This window comes from Candidatus Methanarcanum hacksteinii, from assembly GCF_964305265.1.
Taxonomy (GTDB): Archaea; Thermoplasmatota; Thermoplasmata; order Methanomassiliicoccales; family Methanomethylophilaceae; genus Methanarcanum; species Methanarcanum hacksteinii.
Genome location: NZ_CAYATA010000001.1, coordinates 36,795 through 49,299, shown reverse-complemented (window position 1 = coordinate 49,299; position 12,505 = coordinate 36,795). Strand labels below are relative to the sequence as shown.

General features: G+C 48.9%; 14 protein-coding genes. 8 read left to right on the top strand and 6 right to left on the bottom strand.

The annotated features are described in order from the left end of the window. Positions 1-53: 53 nt before the first annotated feature. The gene (locus tag ACI2NF_RS00170; RefSeq protein WP_400148175.1) at positions 54-371 is read left to right on the top strand and encodes a DUF6951 family protein; all 318 of its coding nucleotides are present in this window, start codon (positions 54-56) and stop codon (positions 369-371) included. Here the strand turns inward: ACI2NF_RS00170 and ACI2NF_RS00165 are convergent, their stop codons facing one another. The 4 genes from ACI2NF_RS00165 to ACI2NF_RS00150 are packed head-to-tail and all read right to left on the bottom strand — an operon-like array spanning position 372 to position 5,707. Next, on the bottom strand, positions 372-1,808 hold the full coding sequence (locus tag ACI2NF_RS00165) for an MBL fold metallo-hydrolase (RefSeq protein WP_400150404.1): 1,437 nt from the start codon (positions 1,806-1,808) through the stop codon (positions 372-374). Next, complete coding sequence (locus ACI2NF_RS00160; protein ID WP_400210908.1) at positions 1,801-3,450, bottom strand: AMP-binding protein; 1,650 nt, start codon at positions 3,448-3,450, stop codon at positions 1,801-1,803. Before ACI2NF_RS00160 ends, ACI2NF_RS00165 begins: the two co-directional genes overlap by 8 nt. After that, entirely contained in the window at positions 3,447-5,135 is a 1,689-nt protein-coding gene (locus ACI2NF_RS00155; RefSeq protein WP_400148181.1) for an AMP-binding protein, read from the bottom strand. The genes ACI2NF_RS00160 and ACI2NF_RS00155 overlap by 4 nt, the downstream gene beginning before the upstream one ends. Continuing rightward, complete coding sequence (locus ACI2NF_RS00150; RefSeq protein WP_400150408.1) at positions 5,132-5,707, bottom strand: helix-turn-helix domain-containing protein; 576 nt, start codon at positions 5,705-5,707, stop codon at positions 5,132-5,134. The genes ACI2NF_RS00155 and ACI2NF_RS00150 overlap by 4 nt, the downstream gene beginning before the upstream one ends. Before the next feature lie 209 nt (positions 5,708-5,916). On the opposite strand from ACI2NF_RS00150, the gene ACI2NF_RS00145 reads away from it, so the two are divergent. From ACI2NF_RS00145 to ACI2NF_RS00115, 7 genes are read left to right on the top strand one after another with little or no spacing between them, the layout of a single operon-like run. Continuing rightward, the gene (locus ACI2NF_RS00145; protein ID WP_400148185.1) at positions 5,917-6,615 is read left to right on the top strand and encodes a ParA family protein; all 699 of its coding nucleotides are present in this window, start codon (positions 5,917-5,919) and stop codon (positions 6,613-6,615) included. Further along, on the top strand, positions 6,596-6,802 hold the full coding sequence (locus ACI2NF_RS00140; protein ID WP_400148187.1) for a 4Fe-4S dicluster domain-containing protein: 207 nt from the start codon (positions 6,596-6,598) through the stop codon (positions 6,800-6,802). The genes ACI2NF_RS00145 and ACI2NF_RS00140 overlap by 20 nt, the downstream gene beginning before the upstream one ends. Before the next feature lie 4 nt (positions 6,803-6,806). After that, positions 6,807-7,871, top strand: a complete 1,065-nt coding sequence (locus ACI2NF_RS00135; protein ID WP_400150409.1) for a 3-methyl-2-oxobutanoate dehydrogenase subunit VorB — start codon at positions 6,807-6,809, stop codon at positions 7,869-7,871. Then, entirely contained in the window at positions 7,868-8,620 is a 753-nt protein-coding gene (locus ACI2NF_RS00130) for a thiamine pyrophosphate-dependent enzyme (RefSeq protein ID WP_400148191.1), read from the top strand. Before ACI2NF_RS00135 ends, ACI2NF_RS00130 begins: the two co-directional genes overlap by 4 nt. Next, the gene (locus ACI2NF_RS00125) at positions 8,617-9,150 is read left to right on the top strand and encodes a 2-oxoacid:acceptor oxidoreductase family protein (RefSeq protein WP_400148193.1); all 534 of its coding nucleotides are present in this window, start codon (positions 8,617-8,619) and stop codon (positions 9,148-9,150) included. The genes ACI2NF_RS00130 and ACI2NF_RS00125 overlap by 4 nt, the downstream gene beginning before the upstream one ends. Before the next feature lie 5 nt (positions 9,151-9,155). Continuing rightward, entirely contained in the window at positions 9,156-10,544 is a 1,389-nt protein-coding gene (locus tag ACI2NF_RS00120) for an MFS transporter (protein ID WP_400206388.1), read from the top strand. 36 nt (positions 10,545-10,580) lie between these two features. Then, positions 10,581-11,165 carry a hypothetical protein gene (locus tag ACI2NF_RS00115; protein ID WP_400148197.1) on the top strand — a complete coding sequence of 195 codons (585 nt, stop codon included), beginning with the start codon at positions 10,581-10,583 and terminating at the stop codon, positions 11,163-11,165. On the opposite strand, the gene ACI2NF_RS00110 is transcribed toward ACI2NF_RS00115, so the two are convergent. After that, entirely contained in the window at positions 11,153-11,497 is a 345-nt protein-coding gene (locus tag ACI2NF_RS00110; RefSeq protein WP_400209520.1) for a hypothetical protein, read from the bottom strand. The two genes, ACI2NF_RS00115 and ACI2NF_RS00110, sit on opposite strands and share 13 nt — an antisense overlap. Next, positions 11,473-12,411, bottom strand: a complete 939-nt coding sequence (locus ACI2NF_RS00105) for a PHP domain-containing protein (protein ID WP_400148201.1) — start codon at positions 12,409-12,411, stop codon at positions 11,473-11,475. Before ACI2NF_RS00105 ends, ACI2NF_RS00110 begins: the two co-directional genes overlap by 25 nt. Between the last annotated feature and the right edge of the window lie 94 nt (positions 12,412-12,505).

The following is a 12,505-nucleotide window of genomic DNA, read 5'->3' as shown; positions in this document are numbered from 1 at the left end:
GGGCACTGCGATATTATTTATCTTTATCAAGCAAATAACGCCGTTAGGATACTATGGCAGATACGACGATAACAGTCAACGCAGGCGTATGCAGATTCAAAACCGTGATCGAACCCTCGATGGATGAGGAGATGAATGTAACGTTCAAGATCAAGAGCGAATGTCCGAATGTCAGGGAATTCGGGAAGAACATCGGTTCGATATCACTCATGGATGCTATCGCGACACCCTTCTGTGAGAATTGCATCTACGCTAAGGCAGGAGAATACCTTCCTCACGTGGCCTGTTCGGTCCCTTCCGCAGTGATAAAGGCGGCAGAGATCGTTGGTGACCTCTGCCTTAAATCGGATGTGACTTTCAAGATCGAATGATCACAGTCTTTTCACGGCACCATGGCCACCACAGACTATGGTGCCCTTCTTCCCATCCTTGTCGATGATGTCCTTGATCTTCGAACAGATGGAGTTCAGCAACTCTGGATTCGAATCCGAATTCTTCAGAAGGAACGGTGCGACTGTTTCGAATTCTGCTCTTTCAGGTGAAAGATCATCGAGATTGGAGTACAGATCGCCTGTGAAGAGTATCTTCGGTTCTCTGCTGTAGAGTATGGTCTCGCCCTTCATATGGCCGCCATTGCCTTCATACACCTCGAACTCGATATCGCCGAATCTGAATTTGTCTATGAACAACAGATCGTCATGAGATTCGGGGACATCCTTGCCCAATATCGATATCGAATCAATGTTCGGTTCCTCATAATCATTGACTATCCTGCTCAGACGACCGAAGCAATCCGCGAACACATTCTTGATGCCGTCATCGCCCTTGTGTCCTATCAGTATGTCCTTGGTCTTCTTTGTCATGAGGATCTTAGCGCCTTCTATGATGGATAACAATCCATTATGATCCACATCAGCGTGAGTCGCGATCATCATCTTCTCCATGCTGAAGAAGCATGGGAACATCTCCCTCAGTTCCGTGATCATCTCATCGGCGAATATGCCGAGTCCGGAATCTATGAACAGGAGGCTGTCATTGTTCCTGAGGATGTACGTGTTGCTTCCGCACGGCGGTTCGATTACATGGAGTGTCGTCTCAGGTGTGAGAGCGATCTCCGTCAACCTCGGTTTGAAGTTGAGGTCCCTGTGGAATGCGATGAAGTTCGCAAGCTGTTTGATACTGTCGAAGACCTCCTTGGGTTCCTGCCCGTGTTCTTTCATAACCTCGGTGATCTGCTTCGATTCCTCGATGAACATCTTGACGACGTCATCGCTCTGACTGAAGAGTCTCTGGATGGAATTCGCAAGGCGGATGTATTCGACGGTTATGTCGAGATCATGGTAATTCCCATTGTATGACACCACATCCAAAGGATAGATGGTGGCGACCTCGTCAAGGATCTTCTTGGATATCTCGGGTCTCTCGACCTCCATACCTATGTTGAAGTTCTGATAGTCCCTGCTCTCTGCCTTGGAGTTCAGATATGAGATATTGACATCATACTTGTCTATGACCTTCAGCACAGGATACAATGCGCCAGGCACATCCTTGATCCTGACATCCATGACGAGGATCGTAGGTTCCTTCGGCATGTAGTCCACATAGGATATCTCGCTGAGTTCCTTGTCGATGGCATTCAACTGTTCCCTCGTAGCATAGACTTCGATGAACAGGTTCACTCCTTTGTTGAAGCTCACACGTACGATGTTGCCATCATGGTCCATTATGACCTTGCAGGCAAGCATGAATGCTCCGGGCTTATCCGGTGTCCTCGTGGTGAATGTGCGCAGGATCTTCTCTTCACTCATGCTTCTCGTCTCCTTTTCTAATGGCGGAGCGCATGATCTTACCGTTGACTGTCTTCGGAAGTTCCTTCGTGAACTCCAATGCCCTGGGGTATTTGTATGGGGCGGTCTCACGTTTCACGAAGTTCTGGAGCTCCTTCTTCAGCTCCTTGGATGGTTCGTACCCATCCCTGAGCACTACGGTGGCTTTGACGATCTGTCCTCTGACAGGGTCGGGTATGCCTGTTATAGCGCACTCGAGTACCGCAGGGTGCGTGACCAATACACTCTCGATCTCGAACGGACTTATCTTGTATCCTGATGATTTGATGACATCATCCACACGTCCGACGAACCAATAGTATCCATCCTCATCCATCCATGCGACATCGCCTGTGTGGAACCAACCGTCGTGGATAGCGGCTTTCGTCTTCTCCTCGTTGCGGTAGTACTCCATCATGATGCCCGGTGGTTTCGGATCATTGTACTCTATCAGGATCTCGCCTGTCTGTCCTGGGGGACAACGCTCTCCGTTGGGGTCCGCTATCATCACATTGTATTGCGGTGACGGCCTACCCATCGAACCAGGTTTCGGTGTCATCCCAGGTACGTTACAGATGGTGCATGTGGTCTCGGTCTGTCCGAATCCTTCCATGAGCTTCAATCCTGTGGATTTCTCCCAATTGTAGAAGATATCGGGATTGAGAGCTTCACCTGCGATGCAACAATACTTCAACGATGAGAGGTCGTGTTTATCCACACCTGCATTGAAGAACATCCTGAACATGGTAGGGGGACAGCAGAGTGATGTTATCCTGTATTTGGTGATGATATCCATTATGTCATCAGCGTCGAACTTCTCGAAGTCGTATACGAAGACAGCGGATTCCATCAACCATTGGCCGTAGAGCTTACCCCATACGGCCTTTCCCCATCCGGTGTCGGCTATCGTGAAATGGATGCCTTCCGGATCCACATTCTGCCAATGTTTAGCAGTGAAGAGGTGTGCAAGCGAATAGAGGTGATCGTGCAACACCATCTTGGGGTATCCCGAGGTCCCTGATGAGAAATACATCAGCATGGGTTCTGTGGCTTTCGTGTCGACGCGTTCGAACTTGTCAGGATATGATTCCATCTCATCATCGAAATAGCGCCATCCATCCTTTGGATGGTTGACGATCATCTTGATCTCGAGCGATGGTATGCCCTCAGAGACATCTATCGAATCACAAACACCATCCTCGTCGGTACATATGGCCGCTTTTATCGATGCGGATTGCACACGATACTCTATGTCGCGTTTCGTGAGCATGAATGTCGCGGGGACCATTATGGCACCGATCTTATGCAATGCTACGGAGACATACCAGAACTGATAGTGACGTTTGAGGATCACAAGGACTGCATCCCCCTTTTTGATACCGATGGACTTGAAGTAATTGGCAGTCTTGTTCGAGAGTCTGCTGATGTCGCCGAATGTGAATCTCTTCTCCACTCCTTTGGGGTTGCACCATACCATTGCTAATCTATCGGGTTCGTTCGATGCGATATCATCGACCACATCGTATCCAAAATTGTAATTCTCGGGGTATTTCAGTTTGTATTTGGTGATGACGCCATTATCATCATACTCCTCATCTACGTAACGGAGATTGATGTTCCTCATAATCTGTCACCTCTTTTCTCTGCAAATTCAGCTTTATCTTTGTTCCTTATGTCAACGCGTTTGATCTTTCCGCTAACGGACTTAGGTAATTCTTTGACGAAATCTATCGCCCTCGGGTATTTGTACGGGGCCGTCTCATGTTTCACGAAGTTCTGAAGTTCCTTCTTCAGTTCCTCGGATGGTTGATATCCACCCCTGAGCACTATGCTGGCCTTGACGATCTGTCCTCTCACCTCATCAGGTACGGCCGTTACGGCACATTCGAGGCAACATGGATGTTGGAGTAGCACGCTCTCGATCTCGAACGGACTTATTCTGTATCCTGATGATTTGATCACATCATCGTTCCTTCCGACGTACCAATAGTATCCATCCTCATCCTTCCATGCGAGGTCACCTGTGTGGTGGAATCCTCCAAAGAGCGTCTCTCTTGTCTTGATACGATCGCGGTAGTATCCGATGAATATACCTGCGGGGTGCGGTTCTATGCCGACTACTATCTCCCCGACCGTACCCGGTGGGCAACTCTTACCGTTCGCATCGACGATATCTACCTTGTATTGGGGGGATGGTTTGCCCATCGAACCTGGTTTAGGTTCCATCCCTCTGAGGTTACCGACGATGACGGTGGATTCCGATTGTCCGAATCCCTCCATGAGCTTGAGTCCTGTCGCCTCATACCATCTGTTGAACGTATCCGAGTTGAGTGCCTCGCCTGCTATGTTGGTATGCGTGAGGGATGAGAGATCATGCCCTTCCAACCCTGCATTGCAATACATCCTGAACATGGTAGGGGGACAACAGAATGTCGTGATCCTGTACTTCTCTATGAGATCCAATACCGTCTCCGGTTCGAATCTCCCATCATATTCATGGACGAACAATCCCGCTTCCATGATCCATTGACCGTACAGTTTCCCCCATGCATTCTTGGCCCATCCTGTCTCTGCGACAGCCCAATGGAGTCCGTCGGGTACGACGCAATGCCAATGTTTCGCAGTGAGGATGTGTCCTATGGGGTATGAGAAATCATGGACGGCCATCTTGGGATTGCCTGATGTCCCTGATGTGAAGTAGATGAGCATCATGTCCTTCACATGTGTAGGTACTCTCTTCCACTCCTCCGATGCTTCTTCCACACCTTTGTCGAAGTCATCGAATCCTTCGACAGGACCGTTCCATTCGACATTCGTTATTGCTTTGAACTTGAGTGTAGGTATGTTCTCGGCTCTCAGGAACTCCTTGTAAACAGGGGCATCCGATGTGACGATAGCGGCCTTCACAGATGCTGAGTTGATACGATACTCGATATCATGCTTGGTCAGCATGTATGTGGCGGGTATCATCACCGCTCCCATCTTGTGCAAAGCGACAGAGACATACCAGAATTGGTAGTTGTGCTTCAGTATGACGAGGACCATATCTCCTTTCTTCACACCATTCTTGGTGAGGTAATTGGCGGTCTTATCGGAGAGTCTCTTGATGTCCCCGAAGGTGAACATCTTCTCGTGTCCCTTGTCATCGCACCATTGAAGGGCCCTTCTGTCCGGGTCGTTCATCGCTATATCATCGACGATATCGTACCCGAAGTTGAAATTATCTGGATAGTGTACGCTGTATGTCTTCAACAATCCATTCGAATCGTAGGTCTCATCAACGTATCTCAGGTTGATGTCTCTCGTCATCTTTTGGAACCTTCTTTCATCACGACTGCAAGGAATGTGCATCCATCCTTGCTGGTTGCTATCATTCCATGTGGTTTTCCTGAATCGTAGTAGACGGAGTCACCTTCGATGAGATTCTCCTCATGTCCATCGTAGACGAACTTGAGGCTTCCGGAGAGGACATAATCGAATTCCTGTCCATCGTGGACGGAGGTATGGATCTCCCTGTCCTGTTCCTCTTCCCTGTACGGGGCCTTCACGAGGAATGGTTCCGAGATCTTCCCTTTGAAATATGATGCAAGGTGGAAGTATTCGAATCCTGAACGTCTTCTTATTGGGAGTCCCTTCCCGTCGTGTACAACTGTGAAATCGGTAAGATGCGGATTCTCTCCCGTAAGGAGCTCTACCATATCGATCCCGAATTTCTCGGCACATTTGTAAAGGAATGTGAAAGAGAAGTCCTTCTTCCCTGCTTCGCAGTTCTCATATTCCTCGACAGTGGTGTTGGTGGCCTTCGCCATCTCTTCAATCGTGTATCCGCAAAGATCGCGCATAGCTCCGATGCGCTCCGAAATCTCTGTAATATTGTACATGGTAGTCGAAACCTTCGACATTCAGATTGTATTAAAAGATTACGCGTGTACGCGCGATATTTCTACTTGTTTGAATGAATAATCCTATGGATGTGGTAGGATATACGCCGATATCAGTTCGAATGATATCATCCGATCTTGTGATTAACACTGTTATGATATGATCAATCAAAAAGAGGTTTAATAGGATTCGTCTGATATGGAAACCGATGAATCCGATCAGGAAGAGATTGACGGTGATATGCGGACATTACGGGTCCGGAAAGACCAACCTCTGTCTCAATCTCGCATTACAATGTGCGAGGGAAGGCAAGAGGGTGACTTTGATCGATATCGATACCGCTAACGTCTACTTCCGTTCGAGCGATCATGCGGATATGCTCTCCAAAGAAGGCATACGTGTGATCGGACCGTTGTATGCCAATACCAATGTGGACATACCAGCACTCCCTGCGAGCATAGATTCTGCTATATCGGATGATGAATGTGTCATCATAGATGTCGGTGGGGATGATGTGGGTGCGATGACACTCTCAAGGTATTCCAAGGGGATAGCCGACACCGATTATGATATGTTCTGTGTCATCAACAGATACAGATCCAGTACCACGACCGCAGAGGAGGCTGTCGCTATCTCGAAGGAGATAGAGGATACGTGTCATCTGAGGATGACAGGGATAATCAACAATTCCCATCTGAAGCAATTGACGACGGTGGATACGATACTGGATTCATCTGATTTCGCCGACCGTACATCAGAATTGATGGATGTGCCGATAATCATGACGACAGCACCTAGGGCACTGGGAGACATCAACCTTAAAGGGAAGATGACATACCCGATTGATGTCTACATAGGCGCCCCATGGGAGAATGGAGTTGTTGCAAATGCCGAAGGTAATCGTTGATAATAACATCTGCAAGGGTTGTGAGATGTGCGTCGCAGCATGTCCGAAGAGTATCCTTGCATTGGATAGGTCGATCACGAACAACAAAGGGTATCATCCTGCTCATGTGACGGATGAATCCCAATGCACTGGTTGCGGATCATGCACGATCATGTGTCCGGACGTAGCGATAAGGGTGGAGATCTGATAACATGGGCGAAAGGGTATTGATGAAAGGTAACGAGGCAATAGCTGAGGCAGCTATCGCCGCAGGTTGCAGACACTTCTTCGGCTATCCTATCACACCTCAGACCGAGGTCGCTGCATACATGTCGAAGAGGATGCCCAAGATCGGAGGAGTATATCTTCAGGCAGAGTCGGAAGTAGCATCAATCAACATGGTCCTCGGCGCGGCAGCATCGGGAGTGAGGGCGATGACATCCACTTCATCCCCTGGTGTGAGTCTGATGTCCGAAGGCATCTCTTATCTTGCAGGTTCGGACGTTCCATGTCTCATCGTCAACGTTCAGAGAGGCGGACCAGGACTCGGAGGCATACAGCCGTCACAGTCCGATTATTATCAAGCGACCAGATCCCTTGGTCACGGTGACTTCCATCTCGTCGTATTCGCTCCGTCAACGGTACAGGAGACTGTCGATCTCATTTCGGATGCATTCGATCTCGGCGATAAGTACAGGGTACCGACGATGGTGCTCTCCGACGGTATGCTCGGTCAGATGATGGAGCCCGTAGTTCTTCCGGAACCTAAGGAACCGGATAACGCATCCAAAGGATGGGCCGCATGCGGTCATCAGAACAAGAGACCTCATAACGTGATCAACTCACTCAACACCGATCCACCGACTTTGGAGAGGATGAATGTTGACAGGTTCAAGAGATATGCTCAGATAATCGAGAACGAGCAGAGGGCAGAGGAGTACATGTGCGACGATGCGGACATAATAGTCGTCGCATTCGGTGCATCATCGAGGGTATCGAGGTCCGCTGTCGATAAGGCAAGGGCCGATGGCATCAAGGTAGGATTGATCAGACCGATCACACTTTGGCCGTTCCCGGAGAAGATCCTGAAGAAACATGTCGATCACGCCAAGGTGTTCCTCGATGTTGAGATGAACATGGGGCAGATGATCGATGACGTGAAGCTTGCCATCGATTGCAAGAGGCCCGTGGAATTCTACGGACGCACAGGCGGTATGATACCTACGACCAAAGAGGTCTATGACAAGATCGTCTCTATCAACGGAGGGATACAATGACGAAGGTGAAGGGAGAGAGGCCGAAGGCATTGCTCGACGTCCCGTTCCATTACTGTCCGGGCTGTACGCATGGTATCGTCCACAGGCTCGTGGCCGAGGTCATCGATGAGCTCGGTATCGAAGGCAGGACGGTCGGTGTGGCATCCGTCGGATGTTCAGTCTATTCATACAACTATTTCGGATGCGATATGGTCCAGGCACCGCATGGACGTGCACCTGCCGTAGCCACAGGCGTCAAGAGGGCAAGACCCGAGGATGTCGTGTTCACATACCAGGGAGACGGGGATCTCGCAGCCATCGGTGCGGGCGAGACCGTACATGCGGCAGCAAGGGGAGAGAACATCGTTGCGATCTTCATCAACAACGCCATCTACGGTATGACCGGAGGTCAGATGGCACCTACAACACTTCCAGGACAGGTCACACAGACCACGCCATATGGTAGGGACGTCAAGACCGCAGGTAACCCGATAAGGGTCTGCGAACTCCTCTCATCGTTGGATGGGGTAGCTCTCGCACAGCGTGTAACAGTGGATTCCGTGAAGAATGTGAAAGAGGCCAAGAGAGCGATAAAGAAAGCATTCGAATATCAGATGGAAGGCAAAGGATACTGTATCGTCGAGGTCGTATCAACATGTCCTACCAACTGGGGTATGACGCCTATCGATGCTTTGCAGTGGCTGAGGGATAACATGCTCCCGTACTATCCGCTTGGTGTCTACAAGGACATAGAGGAGGGGAAGGAATGAAGGATCTCAACATACTCTTCGCAGGATTCGGAGGTCAAGGCGTGCTCTTCTCAGGCAAGGTCATCGCATACGCAGGTATGATGGAGGGCAAGGAGATCTCGTGGCTCCCGTCGTATGGGCCGGAGATGAGAGGCGGTACCGCTAACTGTTCGGTATGCATATCAGATAACAAGATAGGTTCGCCATTGGTCACCAATCCAGATATATTGGTGGCGATGAATCTTCCATCGCTTGACAAGTTCGAGAAGGATGTCGTCCCTGGAGGTATGATAATACTCGATTCCACTCTCATCAACAGGAAAGTGAAGAGGGATGACGTGAATGTCATCTATCTTCCTGCATCGAAATTGTCAGAGGATGCAGGTGTCAAGGGTGCCGCCAACATGGTCATAGTAGGGAGACTCTGGAAGGAGACAAAGTTCTGTTCCGAGGAGAATCTCGACAAAGGGTTGGTAAAGAGCATCCCTGCCAAGAAAATGGATCTTCTTGACAAGAACCGTAAGATGATCTCCACCGGCGTGAACAGTTGATCATCATGGCAGAACACAGCAAGAGGGTAAAGCATCTGGTCTTGGCGGCCTCATGTCTGGCGATCTTCGTCAACCCTCTTGCTGGAAGCATGCTCAATCTCGCCCTAGGTGCGATTCAGACAGATTTCGGATGCAGTGAGCATGAGCTAGGATGGGTGTCCAGCGTATTCTTCATCGTTTCCGTCATGTGTCTCCTGCCTGCTTCCAGGCTAGCGGACATATATGGTAAGAAACGGACGTTCATATGGGGCTCCATAATAGGCTCAATAGGGGCGGTATGTTCGATATTCTCTCCAAACATCGTTTTCCTTTACGTTTTCAGAGGCATAACCGCCGTCGGTACAGCGTTCACATCATGCACATGCGTATCGATGATAGCCGATGTCTATCTTCCTGATGAACGCGGAGGGGCCTTGGGCGTCAACACGGCATGCGTATACTTAGGGGCGTCATTGGGCCCGGCGATCGGAGGATTCTTCACGGATCTGTTCGGTTGGAGATCGATATTCATCCTTTTGTTGCCTTTGATGATATCCTCTGCATTCATGATCACACAGTATAGGGAGAATGTGATCAGTTCTCCGGATGAGGCATTTGACAGTAAAGGCTCGATGATATACGTCACAGGTATCGCGATAATGATGTTCGGATTGATATCGCTACCAGAACTGTATGCGGTGGCCATGATGGTCATCGGAACGGTGATAATCATCGGATTCCTCAAGTTCGAATCAAAGGAGAAGCATCCGATATTCCATGGCGAGATGTTCTCCAACGTTGCTTTCAGAAGATCGATGGTAGCGTTGTTCCTCAATTATGCCGCTTCGTTCTCAGTAGCATTCTTTTTATCGAGATATCTTCAGGGGATAGGTCTACTCACAGCCACCGAGGCAGGTATCGTCATGATGATACAACCGACGGTACAGGTAGTGTTCACATTGATCTCTGGTAGATTGTCGGATAGGATGGACAAGCGCATATTGCCGACCTTAGGTATGATCATACTCTGCATAGGTCTCGCGATTCTGTTGTTCACTACGGATATAGATATCAACTATCCTGCGATATACATCTCACAAGCCGTCATGGGACTCGGTTTCGGTCTGTTCTCGGCACCTAACACGAATGCCGTGATGTCGTATGTGAGAGCGGCACAATACAACCAAGCATCAGGTATGATCGCCGTGTTCAGACAGACGGGGATGATGCTGTCGATGGGTTTGGCCACATGCCTGATATCCATATTCATGGGTACGGATACTGCCATAGAACCATCCAATTATGAGGTGTTCATCGACATCCTGAGGTATGCTTGGGTGATCTGCATATCATTCAGTGTGGTCGGCATATTCTTCTCATGGTTCCGTGGGACCTCTGACCCTGACAAGCATTAAATCGATTGAATCGATAACGCTGTTGAAGGTCATCATATGGGAGTTCCTGAACATATCGTCGATTTGAAACTGGAAGATTGGTATTCATCGCTCAGCGATGCTGACAGGATGAAACTTTCAAGATATCTCGACAAGGCAGAATCCTCTTCGAATTACGCATTCTTCTCATCTATCATTGATTGTGCGTTATCGGACGAGAATCCTAAATTCGCGGTGTTCATGTGCTTGCAGATCTACGACATATGCGACATGGATGACTATCAGAGGTTCTTGATCAACGAGAAGCTGATAGATGCGTACATAGGGGCCGAAAGATACGAGGATGCCAAGGCTGCATGTGATGCGAATCTAGAACTCTATCCCATCGTGAAGGAGAGATTCATCTCAGATAATGGCGGCATACTTCCAAAGAGGATCAATTTCAGGAACAGATACATCGACATAATCGTCGGTATCGATTCTGCGTACGATCTTGCATTCGATATGTTGGAGAAGTACAAGGACATGGGATTGATCGATGCAGAGGAATATGACTACAGGGTTAACAGTCTGAAGACGCATAGATTGCAGAAGATCTTCGATGGCGTATACTCATACAGGCCGGAAGGTCAGGATCGCTGAAGGTACGATCTCCATCCCACGCATGGGATGACATCGATGCCCGGTTCCTCATAAGGATGTACTCTTTCTATCGTTCTAAGGACATCTTTGATCTCGTTCTCGTTGCACATGAACTCGATCGTGAGTTCCTCTGCAACGGTAATCTCTCCGACAGTTCCGTTGTATGGATTGGAACCATCCAACGATCTCCATGTGCCTGTCGATCTTATAATGCTGAAGCATCTGTCGTATCCGGGATATAACGGTTCGATGACCTGATCTATCGCATCCATCAGTTCTTCAGAGTATTCCTCCGGAATGCGAACGGTCACTTTATAGGTGGTTTGGGGCAATTGCTTACCTCCAGTTTGTATTCTATCTGATTGAGAAGTGCTTGTGATTTCTTCTCAAGCCATCTCGTGGCTGCGAATGCTCCTATGTACGGTATCGGAGGTATTAGATAGATGCTGCCTCCGATGATACCTGCAACCTTCTTCACTGTCGGAAGGCTGAGGACCTTAGTGACAAGGGGATTGTCCGGCATCGGTTCCAATTTACCGACCAATGCCTTCGCCATCATGACTTGTGCATCAGTGACAACCCTGATACTCCATTGGACCTGTGTGATCACAGGTGCGGGTCTGCCACAAGGTATGGTCTTCTTCTTGATGATCGCATGTCTGAAGTCCTCTTCGCCGCAACCATCGAATTCGGTCCAATTGTATCCTGTGGTGTATGTGGAGTGCGCATCACTTCCTGATAATGCGGCCCATCTTCCAGGATTCTTCTTGAATACCATCTGAGCCTTTGTGTTCGTGAATTTATCCACGTGCCCCCCGTTGAGTGTCTCGATACCATCGAGGTCGAGATCCTTGATCCTGTCCTTGAGACAATTGAGGTAGAAGCTGTATGGGTGCGGTGCGACAGCGAGGGCATCCTGTGAACGGATCCTGTCCATGGTGTCCTCGATCGACAATCCGGGAGGTATGAGTTCGTTAAGACCGTAAGCCAATACCTCTCCATCGGCAGTTGTTATCTCCTCGCCGATGACAACTGTGAAATCTTCGTATTGTTTCGCATATTCGCGGGCGACCAATGCGCCTTTGATCGCGTCATGGTCTGTAATGCAGAGAAGGTTCATCCCGTTCTCCCTCGCCGCTTCGACCTGTTCTTGCGGAGTGGTCACGGATTCAGGGAACCTGAGTGCTTTGTAGTTGGTCGTTCCTGAATAATAGGTGTGGACATGAGTGTCCGCCCTTGATATCATGCTCGTGCATTCTGTTGGCTATATATATTCATTTTGTTTTTTAGTGTTGACTAAATTAGAAGATATGTGTTAATCATTCCAACATAAAAAGGAG